The sequence below is a fragment of the Modicisalibacter ilicicola DSM 19980 genome (assembly GCF_900128925.1).
Taxonomy (GTDB): domain Bacteria; phylum Pseudomonadota; class Gammaproteobacteria; order Pseudomonadales; family Halomonadaceae; genus Modicisalibacter; species Modicisalibacter ilicicola.
On sequence record NZ_FQUJ01000006.1, the window covers coordinates 263,082 to 285,042 of the forward strand.

Annotated in this window: 16 protein-coding genes, 1 rRNA gene and 1 pseudogene; 12 read left to right on the top strand and 6 right to left on the bottom strand. The window is 62.7% G+C overall.

Features of this window, described 5'->3' with window-relative positions:
- Positions 1-14: 14 nt before the first annotated feature.
- Positions 15-1,202, bottom strand: a complete 1,188-nt coding sequence (locus tag BUA41_RS08765) for an acetyl-CoA C-acyltransferase (RefSeq protein WP_072821826.1) — start codon at positions 1,200-1,202, stop codon at positions 15-17.
- Positions 1,203-1,455: 253 nt separating this feature from the next.
- Between BUA41_RS08765 and BUA41_RS08775 the strand changes: the two genes are divergently transcribed.
- The 4 genes from BUA41_RS08775 (at position 1,456) to BUA41_RS08790 (ending at position 7,046) form a co-directional block, all read left to right on the top strand.
- A complete protein-coding gene (locus BUA41_RS08775) occupies positions 1,456-3,117 on the top strand; it encodes an AMP-binding protein (RefSeq protein WP_072821831.1) in 1,662 nt (553 codons plus the stop codon).
- On the top strand, positions 3,117-3,878 hold the full coding sequence (locus BUA41_RS08780) for an SDR family NAD(P)-dependent oxidoreductase (RefSeq protein ID WP_072821833.1): 762 nt from the start codon (positions 3,117-3,119) through the stop codon (positions 3,876-3,878). The genes BUA41_RS08775 and BUA41_RS08780 overlap by 1 nt, the downstream gene beginning before the upstream one ends.
- 149 nt (positions 3,879-4,027) lie before the next feature.
- Positions 4,028-5,839 (top strand): acyl-CoA dehydrogenase C-terminal domain-containing protein, encoded by a 1,812-nt coding sequence (locus BUA41_RS08785; RefSeq protein WP_072821835.1) that lies wholly within the window; start codon positions 4,028-4,030, stop codon positions 5,837-5,839.
- Between the two features lie 124 nt (positions 5,840-5,963).
- Positions 5,964-7,046, top strand: a complete 1,083-nt coding sequence (locus tag BUA41_RS08790; protein ID WP_072821837.1) for an AI-2E family transporter — start codon at positions 5,964-5,966, stop codon at positions 7,044-7,046.
- Positions 7,047-7,145: 99 nt separating this feature from the next.
- On the opposite strand, the gene trxA is transcribed toward BUA41_RS08790, so the two are convergent.
- On the bottom strand, positions 7,146-7,469 hold the full coding sequence (gene trxA / locus BUA41_RS08795) for a thioredoxin (RefSeq protein WP_072821839.1): 324 nt from the start codon (positions 7,467-7,469) through the stop codon (positions 7,146-7,148).
- Between the two features lie 265 nt (positions 7,470-7,734).
- Here trxA and cysB point away from each other — a divergent pair, with 265 nt between their 5' ends.
- A complete protein-coding gene (gene cysB, locus BUA41_RS08800; RefSeq protein WP_072821841.1) occupies positions 7,735-8,706 on the top strand; it encodes an HTH-type transcriptional regulator CysB in 972 nt (323 codons plus the stop codon).
- 9 nt (positions 8,707-8,715) lie between these two features.
- On the opposite strand, the gene BUA41_RS08805 is transcribed toward cysB, so the two are convergent.
- The 4 genes and pseudogenes from BUA41_RS08805 to pabB form a co-directional block, all read right to left on the bottom strand.
- Positions 8,716-9,336 (bottom strand): phosphoadenosine phosphosulfate reductase domain-containing protein, encoded by a 621-nt coding sequence (locus tag BUA41_RS08805; protein WP_072821843.1) that lies wholly within the window; start codon positions 9,334-9,336, stop codon positions 8,716-8,718.
- A 100-nt stretch (positions 9,337-9,436) separates the two neighbouring features.
- Positions 9,437-10,150 (bottom strand): annotated as a pseudogene (locus BUA41_RS08810) (ABC transporter ATP-binding protein); the annotation flags it as partial.
- Positions 10,151-10,226: 76 nt separating this feature from the next.
- A complete protein-coding gene (locus BUA41_RS08815) occupies positions 10,227-11,297 on the bottom strand; it encodes a FecCD family ABC transporter permease (protein ID WP_072821847.1) in 1,071 nt (356 codons plus the stop codon).
- The gene (gene pabB, locus BUA41_RS08820; RefSeq protein WP_072821849.1) at positions 11,294-12,652 is read right to left on the bottom strand and encodes an aminodeoxychorismate synthase component I; all 1,359 of its coding nucleotides are present in this window, start codon (positions 12,650-12,652) and stop codon (positions 11,294-11,296) included. The genes BUA41_RS08815 and pabB overlap by 4 nt, the downstream gene beginning before the upstream one ends.
- A 253-nt stretch (positions 12,653-12,905) precedes the next feature.
- Here pabB and BUA41_RS08825 point away from each other — a divergent pair, with 253 nt between their 5' ends.
- From BUA41_RS08825 to BUA41_RS08855, 7 genes are all read left to right on the top strand, one after another.
- Entirely contained in the window at positions 12,906-13,625 is a 720-nt protein-coding gene (locus BUA41_RS08825; protein WP_072821851.1) for a GntR family transcriptional regulator, read from the top strand.
- Entirely contained in the window at positions 13,622-14,518 is an 897-nt protein-coding gene (gene prpB, locus BUA41_RS08830) for a methylisocitrate lyase (RefSeq protein ID WP_072821853.1), read from the top strand. Before BUA41_RS08825 ends, prpB begins: the two co-directional genes overlap by 4 nt.
- Before the next feature lie 47 nt (positions 14,519-14,565).
- Positions 14,566-15,693, top strand: coding sequence for a bifunctional 2-methylcitrate synthase/citrate synthase (prpC, locus tag BUA41_RS08835; protein WP_072821855.1), 1,128 nt, complete (start codon positions 14,566-14,568; stop codon positions 15,691-15,693).
- 88 nt (positions 15,694-15,781) lie between these two features.
- Positions 15,782-18,406, top strand: a complete 2,625-nt coding sequence (gene acnD / locus BUA41_RS08840) for a Fe/S-dependent 2-methylisocitrate dehydratase AcnD (RefSeq protein ID WP_072821857.1) — start codon at positions 15,782-15,784, stop codon at positions 18,404-18,406.
- Positions 18,406-19,596, top strand: coding sequence for a 2-methylaconitate cis-trans isomerase PrpF (gene prpF, locus BUA41_RS08845; protein WP_072821859.1), 1,191 nt, complete (start codon positions 18,406-18,408; stop codon positions 19,594-19,596). The genes acnD and prpF overlap by 1 nt, the downstream gene beginning before the upstream one ends.
- Positions 19,597-19,718: 122 nt before the next feature.
- Positions 19,719-21,203 (top strand): 2-methylcitrate dehydratase, encoded by a 1,485-nt coding sequence (gene prpD, locus BUA41_RS08850; RefSeq protein ID WP_072821861.1) that lies wholly within the window; start codon positions 19,719-19,721, stop codon positions 21,201-21,203.
- A gap of 575 nt (positions 21,204-21,778) precedes the next feature.
- A 16S ribosomal RNA gene (locus BUA41_RS08855) occupies positions 21,779-21,961 on the top strand; the annotation flags it as partial.

The window sequence follows — 21,961 nt, forward strand, 5'->3', positions numbered from 1 at the left end:
GTCGCCGCCGACAGTCAGTCGATCAGTTCCACCGCCACCGCCGTGGCCTCGCCGCCGCCGATGCACAGGCTGGCGATGCCGCGCTTGCCGCCACGCTGGCGCAGGGCGTTGAGCAGGGTGACGATGATCCGCGAGCCAGTGGAGCCGATTGGGTGGCCCTGGGCACAGGCACCGCCGAACACGTTGACCTTGTCGTGCGGGATACGGTGATCGTCCATGGCCATCAGCGTGACCACGGCGAAGGCTTCGTTGATCTCGAACAGGTCGACATCGTCCACTCGCCAGTCGAGCTTCTTGAGCAGCTTGTCGATGGCACCCACCGGGGCGATGGTGAACTCGCTCGGGTGCTGGGAGTGCGTGCTATGGCCCAGGAGACGGGCCATCGGCTTGAGGCCTTCACGCTCGGCGGTGGCGCGGTCGGCGAGCAGCAGGGCCGAGGCGCCGTCGGAGATGGAACTGGCGTTGGCGGCGGTGATGGTGCCGTCCTTGGCAAAGGCCGGCCGTAGGCCGCGAATCTTGTCGAGCTTGGCCTGGAAGGGCTGTTCGTCGTGCTCGACGATGCTTTCCCCGGCGCGGCTCTTCACCACCACCGGCACCATCTCGCCCTTCAGCTCGCCGTTTTCATGAGCGGCCATGGCGCGCTCTAGGGAGGCGATGGCGAAGTCGTCCATGCGCTCCCGGGAATAACCGCGCTCGTCGGCGACCTGCTGGGCGAAGGCACCCATCAGCTTGCCGGTCTCGGCGTCCTCCAGGCCATCCAGGAACATGTGATCCTTGAGTTCACCGTGACCGAGGCGATAGCCGCTGCGGGCCTTGGTCAGCACGTGGGGCGCGTTGGACATCGACTCCATGCCACCCGCCAGGAGGATGCTGCCGCTGCCGGCACGAATCAGGTCGTGGGCGAGCATGGTGGCCTTCATGCCGGAACCGCACAGCTTGTTGATGGTGGTGGCACCGATGCCGTCCGGGATGCCGGCCTTGCGCATGGCCTGGCGTCCGGGCCCCTGCTTGACCCCGCCGGGCAGCACACAGCCGAGGATGCCTTCGTCGATGCTGGCAGCCTCGATGCCGGCGCGTTCGATGGCAGCCTGGATGGCCGTGGCGCAGAGTTCCGGCGCGGTGAGGCTGGCGAGGCTGCCGAGCATGCCGCCCATGGGCGTGCGGGCGCCGGAAAGAATCACAACATCGGAGGAGTTGGTCATGACGTTCTCCATGGAGTCATGGCTATCAGGGATAGCCTTGGAAGGGGGTAATGCAATGACTTTAGTGAACCGCTGCCGCGCCCACAAGCAGTGGTTGCGGGGGATGCTCGTCCGTTCGTCGAAGAGGCGTTCCCCCGGAGCGGGCTTGTGCGCACACTACGCTATTATCAGGGTTTACGAGGCAGTCTCCAGCGGGCAAACTGCTGGCAACCAAGATTGACGTTTACGTTAACGAAAAACAGGGGGGCGAACAATGACAACAGCGCTTCAGGATTATACGGCCTATCTGGATGGCTTCTCGCTCGATCAGGTGGTGGCCAGACTGGATGATCATCGCGATGGACGACTGAACGCCTTCGATGCCTGCTGCGCCCGTCATCTTCGCGAGGGCAATGGTGAGCGCACCGCCCTGGTGCACGAGGACACCCAAGGCCAGGTGACCTCCCTCAGCTACGCTGATCTGGAGGCAGCCAGTGCGCGTCTTGCGGGATGGTTCCAGGCGGCGGGGTTGGGGGAGGGCGACCGGATCGCCTGCATGCTGCCGCGCACCCCCGAGTTGATGATCGCCGTGCTGGCAACCTGGCGTATCGGTGCCGTCTATCAGCCGCTGTTCACCGCCTTCGGTCCGGATGCCGTGGATTTTCGGCTGGCCCGCGCCGACACCCGGCTGGTGATCACCGATCGTCCCAACCGCCACAAGTTCGACGATCTGAGCCAGTGCCCGCCGGTGCTGTGCGTCGGGGGCGCCGATCGGAAGCATACGGAAGATCTCGATTGGAAGGCCGCCAGCGCCCATCCGGCGATCGAGACGCAACCGCCGCGTCTCGACCCTCGGGCACCCTTCCTGCAGATGTTCACTTCCGGCACCGTGGGCAAGCCCAAGGGGGTGGCCGTGCCACTCTCCGCGCTGCCGGCCTTCGCGCTCTACATGGAACTGGCCATCGACCTGCGGGTGGAGGACCGTTTCTGGAACATGGCCGATCCGGGCTGGGCCTACGGGCTCTACTACGCCATCACCGGCCCGCTGCTGCTCGGTGCCACCACGCACTTCTGCGAGGCGGCCTTCGATGCCCAGGGCGCCCTGAATTTCATGATCAAGCATGGCATTACCAACTTCGCCGCGGCGCCTACCGCCTACCGGCTGATGAAGGCCTCGGGCCTGTTCGACGAGGCGTCGGAACAACTCTCGCTACGGGTTGCGAGTTCCGCCGGCGAACCGCTGAATACCGAAGTGGTGAGCTGGGTCGAGCGCGCGCTGGGCTGCCGGGTCATGGATCACTACGGTCAGACCGAAACCGGCATGACCTGCTGCAATCATCATGCCCTGGAGCATCCGAAGCCGGTCGGCGGCATGGGCATGCCGTTGCCCGGTTATCGTCTGGCGGTGCTCGACGCCGAGTACAACGAGCTCCCGGTCGGCGAACCCGGCGTGCTGGGCGTGGACATCGCCGCCTCGCCGGCTCACTTCTTCCCCGGCTACACCTGGCAGGAGAAGGAGCCCTTCGCCGAAGGCTACTACCTGACCGGCGACGTGGTCGTGCGCGAGGCCGACGGCACCTTCTGCTTTGCCGGGCGCAACGATGACATCATCACCACCGCCGGTTACCGGGTCGGCCCCACCGACGTGGAGAACACCGTGATGACCCATCCCGCCGTGGCGGAATCGGCGGCGGTGGGCAAACCGGATTCGATACGCGGCGAGGTGATCAAGTCCTACGTGGTATTGCGAAATGGTTTCGAACCCAGCGAGGCCCTGGCCGACGAGATTCGCCAGCGGGTACGCGAGCGCCTTTCGTCCCATGCCTACCCTCGCGAGATCGAGTTCGTCGAGACCCTGCCCAAGACCCCCAGCGGCAAGATCCAGCGCTTCAAGCTGCGCGCTCAAGCCGCCGACGACAATAGGGAGACAACCTGATGCAAGTGCAAGACCATAACTTCCTGATCACCGGTGCCGCCTCTGGTCTTGGAGCCGCCACCGCCGAGCGCCTGGTCGCCGGTGGCGCCAGGGTCGTGCTGTGCGATCTGAGTGACGCCGTCGAGGCCATCGCTTCCCGACTGGGAGAGTCGGCGATCGCCTGTCAGGGGGACATCACGAGCGCCGACGACATACAGGTCGCCGTGGATCGCGCCGTGTCCCTCGGTGGGCTGCATGGCGTGGTGCATTGTGCCGGGGTGGTCAGCGTGGCCAAGCTGCTGGACCGGGAGGGCAATCCCGCCGATCTCGAGGCGTTTGCCAAGACCGTCAACATCAACCTGGTGGGTACCTTCAACGTGCTGCGTTTGGCTGCCGCGGCGATGGCCGGGAATCCGCCGGAGGGCGAGGACGGCGAGCGGGGCATCATCATCGATACCGCCTCCATCGCGGCCTTCGACGGCCAGGTGGGCCAAGCCGCCTATAGCGCCTCCAAGGCTGGCGTGGCAGGCATGACGCTGCCGTTGGCACGGGAGTTGTCTCGCCAAGGGATTCGGGTGATGACCATCGCCCCCGGGGTGTTCGAGACGCCGATGATGAGCGGTATCCCCGAGGATGCGGTGTCTGCGCTCTCCGCGGCGGTGCCGTTTCCCAAGCGACTCGGCAAGGCTGCGGAGTTCGCCGCACTGGCCGAGCAGATCGTGACCAACACCATGCTCAACGGCGAGGTGATTCGCCTGGACGGGGGGATTCGCATGCAGTAGGGCGGGCATGGCTCGGGAGAGGCGAGGCAGTTTTTTACGCCAAGCCAGATTAAAACGAACGCTTGACTTGATGGGCTTGCTGGCATAGTTTCAAACGCACGTTTGATAGCGGCGTCTGCCGCCTTGCCCATCATTCAGGAGTGTTCAACATGCCCGATTATCAGGCCCCGTTGCGTGATCTGCGTTTCGTCATGGACGAGATGCTGGATTACCCCAGTCACTATGCCCGTATCGGCAAGGGCGACGATGCCTCGCCGGACATCGTCGGCGCCATTCTCGAGGAGGGCGGGCGCTTCGCCCGCGAGGTGCTGCTGCCCCTCAATCGCAGTGGCGATCACGAGGGCTGCCACCTGGAAGGGGGCGAGGTCAGAACACCCAAGGGCTTCAAGCAGGCCTATGCGCACTACGTCGAAGGTGGCTGGCCGGGTCTCTCTTCCGATCCCGACCATGGGGGACAGGGCTTGCCGGCGTCCCTGGGCATGGCGCTTTCGGAAATGATCTGCTCGAGCAACCTGGCCTGGGGCATGTATCCCGGCCTGTCCCACGGCGCGGCGGATGCGTTGCATCAACATGGCAGCGACGAGCAGAAAGCGACCTACCTCACGAAGCTGGTCGAGGGTATCTGGACCGGCACCATGTGCCTCACCGAGCCTCACTGCGGCACCGATCTGGGGCTGATCAAGACCCGCGCGACTCCTGATGGCGAAGGGGCCTATCGAATCACCGGTACCAAGATATTCATCTCCGCCGGCGAACATGACCTGGCCGAGAATATCGTGCACCTGGTACTGGCCAAGCTGCCGGATGCGCCGGAAGGCTCGAAGGGCATCTCGTTGTTTGTCGTGCCCAAGTTCCTGCCGGATGCCGAAGGCAACCCCGGCGAGCGCAATGGCGTTACCTGTGGCTCCCTGGAGCACAAGATGGGCATCCATGCCAACGCCACCTGCGTGATGAACTTCGATGAGGCTACCGGTTTCCTGGTGGGAGCACCCAACAAGGGGCTTGCCTGCATGTTCACGATGATGAACGTGGCCCGGATCGGTGTCGGGGTTCAGGGGCTGGGGCTGATGGAAGCCAGCTTCCAGAATTCGCTGGCCTACGCCCGGGATCGCCTGCAGATGCGTGCCCTGTCGGGCCCCAGGGCCCCGGACAAGCCGGCCGACCCGATCATCGTCCACCCGGATGTGCGGCGCATGCTGCTGACCCAGAAGGCGCTGGCCGAGGGCGGGCGCATGCTGGTCATGTATGCGGCGCAACTGGTGGATATCACCGAACACGGAAGCGACGCCGCCGAGCGCGAGCGCGCCGAAACGCTGTTGAGCCTGCTGACGCCCATCGTCAAGGCTTTCCTCACCGAGCTGGGGTTCGAAGCCACCAACGAAGGCATGCAGATCTTCGGTGGGCACGGGTTCGTCCAGGAGTGGGGGATGGAGCAGTTCGTGCGCGACGCACGCATCACCCGACTCTACGAGGGCACGACCGGGATCCAGGCGCTGGACCTGCTCGGTCGCAAGGTGCTGATGAGCCAGGGCGAAACGCTCAAGATGTTCACCAAGGAGATCCATAAGTTCTGCCAGGCTGAGGCCGATAACGCCGAACTCAAGGCGTTCATCGAGCCGCTGGCCAGACTCAACGGCGAATGGGGTGAACTGACCATGGCAATAGGCATGAAGGCCATGCAGGATCGGGAGGAAGTCGGAGCGGCCAGCGTCGATTACCTGCTCTATTCCGGCTATGTCACCCTGGCCTACCTATGGGCGCGCGCGGCCCGTGTCTCTGCCCAGGCGCTGGCTTCGAACGATGGTGAGTCTGCTTTCTACCGGGCCAAGCTTGACACGGCCCGGTTCTACTTCCAGCGCTTGCTGCCGCGCACCCGTGGCCACGTCGAGATGATCCGTGCCGGAGGCGCTTCGCTGATGGCGCTGTCTGCCGAGGATTTCGGGCTGGGATTCGAAATATAAGGCCGATACGATGGCTTCTCTCGGGTGGGCCTTGTGCCCACCTTTTCCATTGGTGGGTGTCACCATTTGTCGCCGGGCCATCATGCCGTCATGATAGCGACAACAGAGTGCCAGGAAAGCTGTCATGGAAAACGACGAGAACGGCGAAAACCAGAAACTCCTTCCCGAACGCGATATACCGCTCAACCTTCTGGTGGCACTAGCCGCCCTGGTGGTCATCATCGCGGGCATGCGGTTGGGTGCCGATCTACTGGTCCCATTGATTCTTTCCTTGTTCATCGCCGTCATCTGCAGCGCGCCGGTACAGTGGCTTCACCATTGCGGGTTGGGGCGCCATACGGCGATCGTGATCACCCTGCTGGTCTTCGGCCTGTTCGTGATGTTCTTGAGTGTGCTGCTCGGGGGCAGCATCGCCGCGTTCATGCAGGCATTGCCCGACCTGCGCGAACAGCTGGTGGGCCAATATTATCTGGTGATAGGCTGGATGCCTTCACTCGGGGGGTATCTGCAGCCGGAGAGCATTTCCCGCTGGCTTGACCTGTCGACGCTTGGCAGTTACATGCCTCTCTTTCTCGAGAGTATTGCTACCCTGTTGTCCCAGAGCCTGCTGATCATGCTCTTGGTAGGGTTCATGCTCTTCGAAACATTGAGTTTTCGCGCGAAGTTCGCCGTGGCCCTGGAGGACCCCGCACCCAGTCTGCGCCGCTTCAACGAATTCAGTTACAACCTGAAGCGTTACCTGGCCGTCAAGACGCTGATCAGCCTGGTCACCGGCGTCTTGATCTTCATCGCCTGCTGGGCCGTCGGCTCGGGCTTTCCCTTGCTCTTCGCGACCCTTGCGTTCCTGCTGAACTTCATTCCGAATATCGGTTCTGCCTTGGCCGCGATACCGGCGGTGCTGCTCACCTTGGTGACGCCGGAAGGCGGCGTGATCGAGGCCGGAATATTGGCGTTGGCCTATCTGATCGTCAACTTCGTCATCGGCAATCTCATCGAACCGCGCATCATGGGGCAGACTCTCGGGCTGTCGACGTTGGCAGCCTTCATGTCACTCGTGATCTGGGGCTGGATACTGGGTCCGGTCGGCATGCTGATGGCAGTGCCGTTGACCATGACGTTGAAGATCGCGCTGAACAGTCATCCAGAGACTGCTTGGTTGGCGAGGGTGATGGGCGGCAGGGTGGGGCGTCGGCGCAAAAGCGAATGACAAGGAGCAGTGACTTGGCGCCATCGGTTTTTACAGGCCTCAAACAGTGCCGCCCTGCGTGCATCACGCAGGGCGGTCGAGGTCATGCAGAATGCTCAATCAGGCATTTTGATCGATGAACTGGGTCAGTTGGGACTTTGACTGGGCGCCCACCAGTGACGCCACCTTGGCCCCCGACTTAAAGAGCATGACCGTGGGTACCCCTCGCACCCCATGCTCAGCGGCAATTTCAGGGGCATCGTCGACGTTGATGCTCACGACCTTGAGATTGTCGCCTTTCTCGTCGGCAACTTCGTCGACCACGGGCGCCATCATCTTGCAAGGCCCACACCAGGGCGCCCAGAACTTCAGCAGTACCGCCGTGTCGGCATTGAGTACTTCCTGCTCGAAGTTGGCGGCGGTGACATCGATACTGTTAGCCATGAAGATCTCCAAATTGCTGGCGCTGCGTTTAGCGTGATGGGCAGATGGTAGCGTCCGTCTCTCTTGCTGGCAAATGAGCTTCAGCATGTCGATCGATAGGTATGGCCTATTAGAAAGTGTCGATGCGACGGGCCTTGCTCGCGTCGTGCCTGCCGGCTATGATGCCTCATATGCGATAAGGTAATTATTTAAAAGAACTTTATTTCTTTATGGCATTAGTCTGGCGGATATCTGGACCATGCCTTCAGTGGGAGTCGCCTCGGGTATGAAGCTGCAACAGCTACGCTACATCTGGGAAGTCAGTCGGCACAATCTCAATGTCTCGGCCACGGCCCAAAGCCTGTTCACCTCCCAACCGGGGATATCCAAGCAGATTCGTTTACTGGAAGATGAGCTTGGCGTCGAGATATTTGCCCGCAGTGGCAAGCACCTCACTCGCATCACGCCGGCTGGCCAGGCGATTGTCGACCTGGCCGGTGAAGTGTTGCGCACGGTCGACATCATCAAGCAGGTGGCTCAGGAGCATAGCAACGAACGTCGGGGGAGTCTCTCCATCGCCACCACCCACACCCAGGCACGGTATGCGCTGCCACCCGTGATCAGCGAGTTCACCCGCAAGTACCCGGATGTGGCGTTGCACATGCAGCAAGGCACGCCCAAGCAGATTGCTCAGATGGTGAGTGAGGGGCAGGCGGATTTCGCCATCTGCACCGAGGCGCTCGAGCTTTTCAACGACCTCGTGCTGCTGCCCTGCTATCGCTGGAACCGGTGTGTGCTGGTCCCCAGGGGCCACCCCCTGACCCAGGTCGATGAACTGACCCTCGAGGGGTTGGCGGAGTATCCCTTGGTGACCTATGTGTTCGGGTTCACCGGCCGCTCCCAGCTGGACGATGCCTTCCGCAGTCGGGGTCTGAAGCCCAATGTGGTGCTGACGGCGGCGGATGCGGATGTGATCAAGACTTATGTGCGCCTCGGCCTGGGGGTTGGTATCGTTGCCCACATGGCGGTAGACGCGGATGTCGACGTCGATCTGGTACCCATTGATGCCAGCCATCTCTTCGAGAGCTCGACGACCAAGATCGCCATTCGGCGCGGTACCTTCATGCGTGGCTACATGTACGATTTCGTGCAGCGCTTCGCCCCCCATCTCGATCGCGATACCGTAGATACGGCCCTTGCGGCAGGGCCCAGGAGCGAACACTCCTTGTTCGGCGATGTCGAGCTGCCGGTACGTTGACTTGCTGGGCTAGTGCTGAAGATGTAGCCCGCATTCGCGCGTTTCTTCGACCTTGGTGGGGTCGTAATAGTCGAAGTTGTTCGGCAGGTCCTGTTCCTGCAGGTACCGGTACAGGTCCCGCGAGTTCCAGTGCAGCAACGGGGCGATCTTGAGTAGCCCGTCGGCATTGATCGATACCGGCTGCATCCGGGCGCGCTGGGTGGTGTCCTCGGCGCGCAGGGCGGTGAACCACACCTGGGGAGCCATCTCGCGCAGAGCGCGCTGGAAGGGTTCCAGCTTCACTTCCTCGGTGAAGGCCGCGTGTCGGGGGTCGTCGATCGGCGGTGCGGCACCTTCCAGTGCTTCGCGATGGGCACGGGTGCGACGCGGGTGGTAGATGTGGAGGTTCAGCGCAAGACGCCGGGTGAGCTCGTCGGCGAAGCGGTAGGTGGCTTTGGTGTTATAGCCTGAATCCATCCATACAATGGGGATGTCTGGTCTTGCCCGGGTGACCATATGCAGGATCACGGCTTCGAAGGGACGGAAGTTGGTGGTGCAGATGGCGCGTTTGTCGAGGCTCACTGCCCAGCGGATGAGTCCTTCAGGATCCTCGCTGAATTGCAGGTTGATGGCGTCTATGTCGAGATTCATACGACACTCCTGAAGATTGCTGCACGGCGTTGCCGAGATCGGAATGGCAATACCCTAGCAAAGGGGGATGCCATCGCCCCAATATTCTTTGGTTCGGTGCTTATATGCCCAGTCGGCGCGTGGCGGTCAGGGGGGTGATCCGGGGAGGCTCGTTCTCCGGCCATTCGACATGCGCCTCGATGGCGTAGACTTCTCGCAGGCGTGCCGGGGTGAGAACGTCACCCGGCGAGCCGCAGGCGACCCCGTGTCCCTCCTTGAGCACCCACAGGTGTGCGGCGAAGCGCGCCGCCAGGCTGAGGTCGTGAATCGCCATGACCACGATCGTCGAAGTCTCTTGCGCCCGGCGGGACAGCCAATCCAGCACCTGCAGCTGGTGATGCAGGTCGAGTGCGCTGGTGGGCTCATCGAGCAGCAGTGCTCGGGGTTCGCGCACCATCGCCTGGGCAAGCGCCACCCGTTGGCGTTCTCCTCCCGACAAGGTGGCCAGCGGGCGCTCGGCCATTTCCTCGAGTTCCAGGGCGCGCAGCATGTCGCGCACCCGATAAAGCCCCTGTCGGCCGCTTTCCTTTCGCCGGGTCCGCCGGGCCAGAAGAATTGCCTCGAACACGTTGAGGGCCGAACTCGAACCAAGCTGCTGGGGCAGGTAGTAGAGGTGCTCGGCACGGGGGGCGAGAGCGGAGTTGCCCAGCGCCTGGCCATCGAGGGTAATCCTGCTGCCGGCGGCCACGTGCTCCAGTCCGGCGATACCCTTGAGCAGTGTCGACTTGCCGGCTCCATTCGGTCCGATCAACGCCGTGATTTCACCGGGCCTTGCCACCAGGCCATCGATATTCTCGAGGATCAGCCTGCCGCCCATGAGACAGCTCAGATGATTGACGGTCAGACTCATGTCACCAGAGCTCCTTGCGACTCCTGAGTATCAACGAGACGAAAAAGGGCAGGCCGATCAGGGCGGTGACGATGCCTACCGGAAAGAGAATGCCGGGTATCAGCGTCTTCGAGAGGATCGAGGTCAACGACATGATCAGGGCGCCGCACAGGGCCGCCATGGGCAGGAAGATGCGCTGATCCTCGCCCACCAGCAGCCGCGCGATGTGAGGGCCGACCAGGCCGACGAAGCCGATGGTGCCGGCGAAGGCCACCGCGGTCGCGGCCAGCAGCGAGCAGCATAGCAGCACGGTCATGCGCAGTCGGCCGACGTCGATCCCCATGGCTCGGGCGTGCAGGTCGCCAAGGCGCAGCGCGGTCAGTCGCCAGCGGGCTTGCAAGAAGATGGTCGTGCAGAGCGCCACGCTCAGCAGGAGCAGGCCGACCTTGCCCCAGCTGGCCTTGGCCAGGCTGCCCAAGGACCAGAAGACAAGCTGCTGCAGTGCTTCCGAGGATGCCAGATACTGCATCAGCCCGAGCAGGGCATTGAAGAAGAACATGATGGCGATCCCCATCAGCACCATGGTTTGCACGCTCACGCCGCGCAGGCGGCTGATGCCCCAGATGCTCAACGTGGCAAGCATGGCCAGCACGAAGGCATTGCCGGTGACCAGCAGCGTACCGGCCAGAGGCACCAGGCCCCAGCCGAGCACGATCGCCAGGGCCGCGCCGAAGCTAGCCGCCGACGAAATGCCCAGGGTAAAAGGGTCGGCCAATGGATTGTCGAGGATGGTCTGCATCTCGGCACCGGCCAGGGCGAGGGCACCGCCGACCAAGACAGCCATCGACGCCACCGGCAGGCGTATTTCCCACACCACGACTGCAAGCACGTCCGTGGCCTGCCCAGGGGAGAGCAACGCGCTGAAGACCTCGCCAAGCGAATAGCGTCCCGGCCCGATGGCGACATCGGCAAGAAAGGTGAGCAGCACGAGCGCCGTCATGCCCGCAAGCAGCAGAAGATGCCACCGTCGCCGTGCCAGGTAGCGATCGATGCTGTCGACGCGGTGCGTCGTGCCGGGGGTCACTGAAGTCACTTGGTGTCCTGGGCCAGGGCATCCATCAGCCGGCCGATCTTGTCCAGGGTTTCACGATACTCGGCCTCCTCCAGGGAGTCGGCAACCAGGCCGCCCCCGCCCCACAGGTGCAGGCGACCGGCGTCTGCCAGCACCGTGCGGATCGCGATCGAGGTGTCCATGCTGCCACGGATGTCGACATAACCCAGGCTGCCGCAATACACGCTGCGGCGGCTGGGCTCCAGTTCATCGATGATCTGCATGGCGCGTACCTTGGGGGCGCCGGTGATCGATCCGCCGGGAAAGGCGGCCGCGAGCAGGTTCAATGGTGTCTGCCCATTCTCCAGCTCGCCCGTCACGATGCTGACCAGATGATGGACGTTGGCGTAGCTTTCCAGCCGGCACAATTGCGGCACGCGCACGCTACCCGGTCGACAGACCCGGCCCAGGTCGTTGCGCAGCAGGTCGACGATCATCACGTTCTCGGCACGATCCTTGGCGCTGTGCACCAGTTCGTCGATCAAGGCCCTGTCCGTTTCGGGCGTGTCGCCGCGAGGTCGAGTGCCCTTGATCGGACGGGTCTCCACGTGCCCTCCGCGCACCTCGAGAAAGCGTTCCGGTGAAAGGGACAGCACGGCCTTGTCCTGCCAGGCCATGTATCCAGCGAAGGGGGTCGGGGTCGCCTGACGCAGGGCCAGATAAGCCTGCCAGGGGTCTCCGCGATAGTCGGCGCTGAAACGCTGGGCCAGGTTGATCTGATAGCAGTCCCCGGCCTGAAGATAGCCCTGGACATCGCGGAAGCGCTGACCGTAGCCGACGCGATCGATCTCGGCGGCAAAATGACTCGTCAAGGCAAAGGGAGGTGTCGAGGCGGGGGCGTCGGCCAGCAGCCATTGCTGGACCTGCCTGCGGCGCTCGGGTGTTGCCACCAGCCAGGCCTCGCGTCGTCGGTGATCGTGGATCAGCGCCCAGTCGTAAAGGCCCAGACGGCTGCGGGGCAGGGTGGTGGCCTCGCGTGAGTGCTCGGGCAACTCCTCCAGTTGACGTCCCAGATCATATCCCCAGTAGCCGATCAGTCCGCCCAGGAACGGCAGCTCGCTGGAGGGGGCGTCGAGGTCGAGGCTGTCGAGCAAGGCCTGCTGGGCCTCGAAGGGGGTCGAGAACGATGTTGGCCCGGTATCGCAGGAGAGGCGCCCCTTGTCGTCGACCTCGAGGATGGCAAGTGGATCGCAGGAGAGGATGTCGTAGCGTCCCCCCGGCGCCTGGGGGGCGCCGCTGTCGAGCAGGACGGCGCCAGGCCGTCGGCGCAGGGAGGCGAAGCGAGCCAGGGGGTCGCGGTGATAGGGGAGCGCCGTGATGTCGAGCCGTGATCTCATGCAAATGGTTTCCTTGGCAAGGGGACCATTCTAGGCATCCTCGGCCGGTTTGTCCGCACCCGCTCGCAGGAATCAGAAGCGGGGGTACGGACACTGTTTCTGCGGCATATTGTCGACAATGAAAGCCCGCCGGATCAGGATGAATACGCCTAAGGATGTAGAGCAACTTCCCCCGCGCGCTATTGACCGGGGCGAAGAGGGTGGCTAGAGTTCATAAACCTTATGATTGTCGACAATCACCGTGAGCCCGATCATGCAAGATAACGCCGCACCGGAAGTTCGCACCTTGGCCGAACGGGTGTTCAACCAGCTCCAGGACGCCATCGTGCGTGGTGAGCTGGCTCCGGGCGCCAAGATTACCGAACCTGGGCTGTCCAAGACCTACGGCATTTCTCGGGGCCCCCTGCGCGAGGCCATGCGGCGTCTCGAGACGCACCGCCTGATAGAGCGCGTCCCCCATGTCGGCGCCAGGGTGGTGAAGCTGTCCATGCAGGAGCTGCTGGAACTGTTCGATGTGCGCGAGGCGCTGGAAAGCATGGCAGCCAGGTTGGCAGCGCGCCACATGACCGCCGAGGAAATTGCCGGGCTGCGTGACGTGCTGGCGCTCCATGAGCGTCAGGCCGATCTCAGAAGCGGTGAGGCCTATTACCAGCGTGAAGGGGATCTCGACTTTCATTACCGCATCGTTCAAGGCAGTCACAACCGCATGCTGACGATGCTGCTGTGCGATGACCTCTACTATCTGGTGAGACTCTATCGCACGCAATTCAGCGCCAGCGGCACTCGACCCCAGCGGGCCTTCGTCGAGCACCACCGCATCGTCGACGCCATCGAGGCCGGTGATGAAGAGCTTGCCGAATTGTTGATGCGCCGTCACGTCAGTGCATCCCGCGAGAATGTCGCCAGTCGCTATGCCACCGTGCTCCAGCAGGAAAAGAGTTTACCGCCCCCCATCGAGAGGATTCCATCATGACCCATGCGACGCCAGGAGCGCGCTTTCGCAGCGCCCTCGAGGCCAACCGTCCGCTGCCCATCGTCGGCACCATCAATGCCTACACCGCTCTCATGGCGGAAAAGGTCGGTCATCAGGCCCTCTATCTATCGGGTGGCGGGGTGGCCAATGCCTCCTTCGGGCTGCCGGACCTGGGGATGACCACCATGAACGACGTGGTGGAGGACGCGCGCCGCATCACCGCGGCCAGCGAGTTGCCGTTATTGGTGGATATCGACACCGGCTGGGGCGGAGCCTTCAACATCGCCCGCACCATCAAGGAGATGGAACGGGCCGGCGTGGCCGCCGTGCATCTCGAGGACCAGGTGGCCCAGAAACGCTGTGGTCACCGCCCCAACAAGGCGATCGTCTCCAAGCAGGAGATGGTCGATCGCATCAAGGCTGCCGCGGACGCCAAGCGTGATCCGGCCTTCTATCTCATCGCTCGTACCGATGCCTTTCAGATGGAAGGGCTCGAGGCGGCCATCGATCGGGCGAATGCCTGCATAGAGGCAGGGGCCGATGCCATCTTCGCCGAGGCGGTGCACACCCTGGACGACTACCGGGCCTTCTGTGAGGGGGTGAATGCACCGATCCTGGCCAATATTACCGAGTTCGGCGCTACCCCGCTGTTCACGCAACAGGAGCTGGGCGATGTCGGCTGTCGCATGGTGCTCTACCCGCTTTCTGCCTTCCGGGCGATGAATGCCGCGGCACTCAAGGTCTATCGCAATATCCTCGAGAAGGGCAACCAGAAGGACGTCGTCGAGCTCATGCAGACCCGGGACGAACTCTACGAATTCCTCGATTACCACGACTTCGAGCGCAAGCTGGATGAGCTTTTCGCCGGGAAGGACGGCGACCAAGCCCAGTGACAGGCTTAATGACCTAGCGTCAATACACCATCAAACAGGAGAGCAACATGGCGGAGAAAGCGACCAGCGGAGCTGGCCTGCGCGGGCAAAGCGCCGGTAGCACCGCGCTGTGCACCGTGGGCAAGGAAGGTTCCGGGCTGACCTACCGCGGTTACGACATTCACGATCTGGCCGACCATGCGCGTTTCGAGGAGGTGGCCTACCTGCTGCTGAAGGGAAAGCTGCCCAACCAGCAGGAGCTCGACGACTACGTGGTCAAGCTCAAGAGCCTGCGTGGACTGCCCGAGCCACTGAAGCGGGTGCTCGAGGAGATACCCGCGGACGCCCATCCGATGGATGTGATGCGTACCGGTGCCTCGATGCTCGGTAACCTCGAGACCGAGAAGAGCTTCGATGAGCAGCAGGACCAGAGCGATCGCATGCTGGCGGCGTTTCCGGGCATCATCAACTACTGGTATCGCTATTCCCACGATGGCGTGCGCATCGATACCGATACCGACGATGAATCCATCGGCGGCCATTTCCTGCATCTGCTGCATGGCAAGCCGGCCTCGGAGCTGCACGCCCGGGTGATGAACGTCTCACTGATCCTCTACGCCGAGCACGAATTCAATGCCTCGACCTTCACCGCCCGGGTATGCGCATCGACCCTTTCCGATATTCATAGCTGCGTGACCGGCGCCATCGGTTCGCTGCGCGGACCGTTGCATGGCGGTGCCAACGAGGCGGCCATGGACATGATCGAGAACTGGCAGTCGCCGGACGAGGCCGAGCGCGAGATCCTCGGCATGCTCGAGCGCAAGGAGAAGATCATGGGCTTTGGCCACGCGGTCTATAGGGATTCCGATCCGCGCAATGCCATGATCAAGAAATGGTCGAAAGAGCTCGCCAAGGAGGCAGGGGACGACCGGCTCTATCCCGTCTCCGAGCGGGTAGAGGAGGTCATGTGGCGCGAGAAGAAGCTGTTCTGCAACGCCGACTTCTTCCATGCCAGTGCCTACTACTTCATGGGCATTCCGACCAAGCTGTTCACCCCGATCTTCGTCTGCTCGCGGCTCACCGGCTGGTGTGCCCATGTCTTCGAGCAGCGTGAAAACAACCGCATCATCCGGCCCAACGCGGATTACACTGGGCCGGAGAAGCAGGAGTGGTTGCCGATAGATCAGCGTGACTGAGGCCGAATCAGAATAAATCCATGGCCGTGGCGCAACGCTACGGCTATTTTCGATCTAAAAACGATCCGATGAATGGATGCCCGCTTTGATGAATACCGACTACCGCAAACCCCTGCCCGGCACCGACCTTGATTACTTCGATACGCGTGAGGCAGTCGAGGCGATCCAGCCGGGTGCCTACGCCAGGCTGCCCTATACGTCGCGTGTGCTGGCCGAGCAGCTGGTGCGTCGCTGCGATCCGGCGATGCTGACCGACTCCCTCAAGCAGCTGATCGAACGCCGGCGTGACCTGGATTTCCCCTGGTACCCGGCCCGCGTCGTGTGTCATGACATTCTGGGCCAGACCGCACTGGTCGATCTGGCCGGTCTGCGCGACGCCATCGCCGAGAAAGGGGGCGATCCCGCCAAGGTCAATCCGGTGGTACCGACCCAACTGATCGTCGACCACTCACTGGCGGTCGAGCATGCCGGTTTCGAGAAGGATGCGTTCGAAGCGAACCGTGCCATCGAGGATCGCCGCAACGAGGATCGCTTCCATTTCATCGACTGGACCAAGACAGCCTTCGAGAATGTGGACGTGATTCCGGCCGGCAACGGCATCATGCACCAGATCAACCTGGAGAAGATGTCGCCGGTGATCCAGGTGCGCGCCGATGAGCAGGGCAAGTCCGTGGCCTTTCCTGACACCTGTGTCGGCACCGACAGCCACACCCCGCACATCGATTGCCTGGGCGTGATTGCCATCGGCGTCGGCGGGCTCGAAGCGGAAACCGTCATGCTGGGTCGTCCGTCCATGATGCGCCTGCCGGACATCGTCGGTGTCAAGCTGACCGGCAAGCGGCCGCCGGGCATCACGGCCACCGACATCGTGCTGGCGATCACCGAGTTCCTGCGCAACGAACGGGTCGTCTCGGCCTATCTGGAGTTCTTTGGCGAGGGCGCGGCCGACCTGACCATCGGTGACCGGGCGACCATCTCCAACATGACGCCGGAGTTCGGTGCTTCCGCCGGCATGTTCTACATCGATGAGCAGACCATCGACTACCTCAGGTTGACCGGTCGCGAGCCGGAGCAGGTGGCACTGGTCGAGCAGTATGCCAAGGAAACCGGCCTGTGGGCGGACAGCCTGGTGGACGCCGAGTACGAGCGCGTGCTGGAGTTCGATCTGTCGAGCGTGGTGCGCAACGTGGCCGGCCCGTCCAATCCGCATCGTCGGGTGGCGACCTCCGACCTGCACGATCGCGGCATTGCTGTCGACCTGGACAAGGCACTGGCCGAAGAGCAGGAGGGCAAGATGCCGGACGGGGCCGTGATCATCGCCGCCATCACCTCCTGCACCAACACCTCCAATCCCCGCAACGTCGTGGCTGCCGGCCTGCTGGCGAAGAAGGCCAACGAACTGGGCCTGGTGCGCAAGCCCTGGGTGAAGTCCTCCTTCGCCCCGGGGTCCAAGGTGGCGCGCCTGTACCTGGAAGACGCCGGCCTGCTGCCGGAGCTCGAGAAGCTCGGCTTCGGTATCGTCGCCTACGCCTGCACCACCTGCAACGGCATGAGCGGCGCGTTGGATCCGGCGATTCAGCAGGAGATCATCGAGCGCGACCTGTATGCCACGGCCGTGCTCTCGGGTAACCGCAACTTCGACGGTCGCATCCATCCCTATGCCAAGCAGGCGTTCCTGGCCTCGCCACCGCTGGTGGTGGCTTATGCGATCGCCGGCACCGTGCGCTTCGACATCGAGCAGGATGCACTCGGCAAGGATCACGACGGCAACCCGATCACTTTGAAGGACATCTGGCCCTCGGACGACGAGATCGACGCCATCGTCAAGGCGAGCGTCAAGCCAGAGCAGTTCAAGCAGGTCTACATCCCGATGTTCGATCTGGGCAAGGTGGAAGAGGCCAAGAGCCCGCTGTACGACTGGCGCGAGATGAGCACCTACATTCGTCGCCCGCCTTACTGGGAGGGCGCCCTGGCAGCCAGGCCCAGCCTCCGTGGCCTGCGACCGCTGGCGGTGCTGGGGGACAACATCACCACCGACCACCTGTCGCCCTCCAACGCGATCATGGCGTCCAGTGCGGCCGGTGAATACCTGGCCAAGATGGGCCTGCCGGAAGAGGACTTCAACTCCTATGCCACCCACCGCGGCGATCATCTGACTGCCCAGCGGGCGACGCTGGCCAATCCCAAGCTCTTCAACGAGATGGTGCGGGATGACGGGGGCGAGGTGCGCCAGGGGTCGCTGGCACGCGTCGAGCCAGAGGGCAAGGTGGTGCGCATGTGGGAGGCGATCGAGACCTACATGGAGCGCAAGCAGCCGCTGATCATCATCGCCGGCGCGGACTACGGCCAAGGCTCTTCCCGCGACTGGGCCGCCAAGGGCGTGCGTCTGGCCGGGGTGGAGGCCATCGTCGCCGAGGGCTTCGAGCGCATCCATCGTACCAACCTGGTGGGCATGGGAGTATTGCCGCTGCAATTCCACGAGGGCACCACCCGCAAGACCCTTGGTATCGACGGTACCGAGACCTTCGACGTGGAAGGCGAGCCGGCTCCCCGGTCGGAGTTGATCCTGGTCATCCAGCGCGACAATGGCGAGACGGACCGGGTGCCGGTGACCTGCCGCCTGGATACCGCCGAAGAGGTGACCATCTATTCCGCCGGCGGCGTGCTGCAGCGCTTCGCTCAGGATTTTCTCGAAGCCGAGGAGGTGGCTTGATGAGTCAGGTTCCCCAGATCCGGATTCCCGCCACCTACATGCGTGGCGGGACCAGCAAGGGCGTGTTCTTTCGCCTACAGGACCTGCCCGAAGCTGCCCAGGCCATGGGGCCGGCCCGGGACGCACTGCTGATGCGGGTCATCGGCAGCCCCGACCCTTACCAGAAACAGGTCGATGGCATGGGCGGCGCGACCTCGAGCACCAGCAAGACGGTCATTGTATCCAGGAGCGATTCGACCGAGCACGATGTCGACTACCTGTTCGGTCAGGTCTCGATCGACAAGCCGTTCGTCGACTGGAGTGGCAACTGCGGCAATCTGTCGGCAGCGGTCGGTCCTTTCGCCATTGCCAGTGGACTGATCGACGCCGGGCGCATCCCCGACAACGGAGTGGCGACGGTGCGCATCTGGCAGGCCAATATCGGCAAGACCATCGTCTCGCGGGTGCCTATCACCGACGGCAAGGTGCAGGAGACCGGCGACTTCGAGCTCGATGGGGTGACCTTTCCCGCCGCCGAGGTGCCGGTGGAGTTCACCGACCCGGCCGATGGCGAAGGCGCGATGTTTCCCACCGGCAATGTGGTCGATGAACTCGAGGTGCCGGAAGAGGTGGTGGAAGGAGGCGTGCTCAAGGCGACGCTCATCAATGCCGGCATTCCGACCATTTTCATCAATGCGGCGGATATCGGCTATACCGGTACCGAACTGCAGGAGGCAATCAACAGCGATACCAGGGCATTGGCGCGATTCGAGGCCATTCGTGCTTGCGGTGCGGTGCGCATGGGTCTGATCGAGCATGTCGATGAAGCCGCCAACCGCCAGCACACGCCGAAGGTCGCCTTCGTCGCGCCACCGAGTGACTATCTCTCCTCCAGCGGCAAGCAGGTTTCGGCAGGCGATATCGATCTGCTGGTGCGCGCACTCTCCATGGGCAAGCTGCACCATGCCATGATGGGGACCGCGGCGGTGGCGATTGGTGTGGCGGCCGCGGTACCGGGTACCCTGGTCAACCTTGCCGCCGGCGGGGGAGAGCGCACCTCGGTGTGCTTCGGTCATCCTTCCGGCACCCTGCAGGTTGGCGCCGAAACTCGTCAGGCAGATGGGCAATGGGCGGCAACCAAGGCGATCATGAGTCGGAGTGCGCGAGTGCTGATGGAAGGCTGGGTACGTGTGCCCGGCGATGCGTTCTAGAGGTGACCCTTTGAGCGCGATGCGTCCTGGCATCCGGGGCGCGTCGAGACGATACTTTCTTCAAGCCTCAATGCCAGGGGCCGTCGTGTTTTTTCAGTCCGCCAAGGCAAGGAGCTGCGCCGATGGCTGCCAACGTAGAAGCCAATGTTCGCCCGGAGTACGACGAAGAGCTGCAGAAGATCGCCGACTACGTGCTCGATTACAGGATCAAGAGCCAGGAGGCTTTGGACACCGCCCGCAACTGCTTGATGGATACGCTCGGCTGCGGCCTCCTGGCGTTACGCTTTCCGGAGTGCACCAAGCACCTGGGGCCGTTGGTCGAAGGCACCGCCGTTCCGCATGGAGCCCGTGTACCCGGCACCTCGTTTCGCCTCGATCCGGTCAAGGCCGCCTGGGACATCGGCTGCATCATTCGCTGGTTGGACTACAATGATACCTGGCTGGCCGCCGAATGGGGCCATCCTTCCGATAATCTTGGCGGAATTCTCGCGGTCGCCGATCACCTGTCCCAGAAGCGTCTCGCCGAGGGCAAGGCGCCCTTGACCATGCGCGATGTCCTCGAAAACATGATCATGGCCCATGAGATCCAGGGTGTGATCGCCCTGGAAAACTCCTTCAATCGCGTCGGTCTGGATCACGTGGTGCTGGTCAAGGTTGCCACGACCGCCGTGGTTGCCAAGCTGATGGGTGCCGACCGGGACCAGCTGCTTGCCGCCCTGTCGCATGCCTGGGTGGATGGCCAGAGTCTACGTACCTACCGTCATGCACCCAATGCCGGCTCGCGCAAGTCCTGGGCTGCTGGTGACGCCACGTCGCGAGGGGTGAGGCTGGCGGATATCGCACTCAAGGGCGAGATGGGTATTCCGGGCGTGCTCTCTGCCCCGCAATGGGGGTTCTACGATGTACTGTTCTCGAAGACCAACCGGGACCAGAAGCTCAAGGATGAGCGTCAGCGCAAGTTCAGCTTCTCTCAGGAGTACGGCACCTACGTGATGGAAAACATCCTGTTCAAGATCTCATTCCCGGCGGAGTTCCACTCCCAGACGGCCTGTGAAGCCGCCGTGCAGCTGCATCCGCAGGTCAAGGATCGACTGGACGAGATCGACAGGATCGTCATCACCACCCACGAGTCGGCGATTCGCATCATTTCCAAGGTCGGCGAGCTCGCCAACCCGGCGGATCGCGATCACTGCCTGCAGTACATGACCGCGGTGCCGCTGATTTTCGGCAACCTGGTGGCCGAGCACTACGAAGACGGTTTCCACGAGGCCAATCCGATCATCGACGAGTTGCGCGAGAAGATGGAAGTCGTCGAGGATGAGCGCTACACCCGGGACTACCTGGAGGCCGACAAGCGTTCCATTGCCAACGCCGTGCAGGTGTTCTTCAAGGATGGCAGCAAGACCGAACAGGTCGCCGTCGAGTACCCGGTCGGTCACCGTCGTCGACGCGTCGAAGGCATCCCCCTCCTGGAAGAGAAGTTCAAGGCAAACCTTGCGACGCGTTTTCCGAGCGGGCGCTGCCAAAAGATCTTCGATCTGTGCAAGAAGCAGCGGCAGCTCGAGGCGACACCGGTCAATGAATTCATGGCACTGTTCGTCATCTGAATCGAGGTCATGGCGCTTTCTCTGGGTGGCTCGAGGGGCCACCCGCGCCGTTGGATCTCATGGTGCCCCGTTCTTCGAAAACAATCTTGGCGCGTCACGGCTTCCTGGACTAGAATTTTTTCACCGCGGGGGCTTGTCAGCGTCCGCCGAGATCCGTAGAGTACGCATCCGCTGCCGCCGACGAGCCTTCGTCGATGGCGGTATTGAAAAGCCAAGTCCTTGATGATCAATGAGTTTCGAGAGCTTCTTGTCGAGCTCGCCCAAATGATCGTCACTTGAAAGGATCGACTTTTTGCACCGCGCCAGGGTTGACAGCATCGCCCGGTTCGGTAGAATACGCCTCTCTCGCAACGAGGCCGCCCACAGACAGGGCGTGGGTTGATAAAACCAAGGGTTGATGCGGTTATCGGCCCGGTTGCGACGCTCTTTAACAATCGATCAGGTAATTCATGTGGGCGCTTGTCGGCGAGGGGTGACGCAGTCACCTAACTCGAGGCAAGCGACGCGTCAAGCACGTTTGACCTTGAACCAGTTTGGTCCGCTGCCTGTATTGCAGGACAAGGACTATCAGACTTTAACTGAAGAGTTTGATCATGGCTCAGATTGAACGCTGGCGGCAGGCTTAACACATGCAAGTCGAGCGGCAGCACGGGGAGCTTGCTCCCTGGTGGCGAGCGGCGGACGGGTGAGTAATGCATAGGAATCTGCCCGGTAGTGGGGGATAACCTGGGGAAACCCAGGCTAATACCGCATACGTC

What these genes read in the sequence shown, in the direction of transcription:
- acnD (WP_072821857.1), top strand. Translation starts at nt 15,782, where the DNA reads ATGAATACCGACTACCGCAAACCCCTGCCCGGCACCGACCTTGATTAC.
- BUA41_RS08790 (WP_072821837.1), top strand. Translation starts at nt 5,964, where the DNA reads ATGGAAAACGACGAGAACGGCGAAAACCAGAAACTCCTTCCCGAACGC.
- BUA41_RS08775 (WP_072821831.1), top strand. Translation starts at nt 1,456, where the DNA reads ATGACAACAGCGCTTCAGGATTATACGGCCTATCTGGATGGCTTCTCG.
- BUA41_RS08825 (WP_072821851.1), top strand. Translation starts at nt 12,906, where the DNA reads ATGCAAGATAACGCCGCACCGGAAGTTCGCACCTTGGCCGAACGGGTG.
- BUA41_RS08805 (WP_072821843.1), bottom strand. Translation starts at nt 9,336, where the DNA reads ATGAATCTCGACATAGACGCCATCAACCTGCAATTCAGCGAGGATCCT.
- pabB (WP_072821849.1), bottom strand. Translation starts at nt 12,652, where the DNA reads ATGAGATCACGGCTCGACATCACGGCGCTCCCCTATCACCGCGACCCC.
- prpC (WP_072821855.1), top strand. Translation starts at nt 14,566, where the DNA reads ATGGCGGAGAAAGCGACCAGCGGAGCTGGCCTGCGCGGGCAAAGCGCC.
- prpD (WP_072821861.1), top strand. Translation starts at nt 19,719, where the DNA reads ATGGCTGCCAACGTAGAAGCCAATGTTCGCCCGGAGTACGACGAAGAG.
- BUA41_RS08765 (WP_072821826.1), bottom strand. Translation starts at nt 1,202, where the DNA reads ATGACCAACTCCTCCGATGTTGTGATTCTTTCCGGCGCCCGCACGCCC.
- trxA (WP_072821839.1), bottom strand. Translation starts at nt 7,469, where the DNA reads ATGGCTAACAGTATCGATGTCACCGCCGCCAACTTCGAGCAGGAAGTA.
- prpB (WP_072821853.1), top strand. Translation starts at nt 13,622, where the DNA reads ATGACCCATGCGACGCCAGGAGCGCGCTTTCGCAGCGCCCTCGAGGCC.
- BUA41_RS08780 (WP_072821833.1), top strand. Translation starts at nt 3,117, where the DNA reads ATGCAAGTGCAAGACCATAACTTCCTGATCACCGGTGCCGCCTCTGGT.
- prpF (WP_072821859.1), top strand. Translation starts at nt 18,406, where the DNA reads ATGAGTCAGGTTCCCCAGATCCGGATTCCCGCCACCTACATGCGTGGC.
- cysB (WP_072821841.1), top strand. Translation starts at nt 7,735, where the DNA reads ATGAAGCTGCAACAGCTACGCTACATCTGGGAAGTCAGTCGGCACAAT.
- BUA41_RS08785 (WP_072821835.1), top strand. Translation starts at nt 4,028, where the DNA reads ATGCCCGATTATCAGGCCCCGTTGCGTGATCTGCGTTTCGTCATGGAC.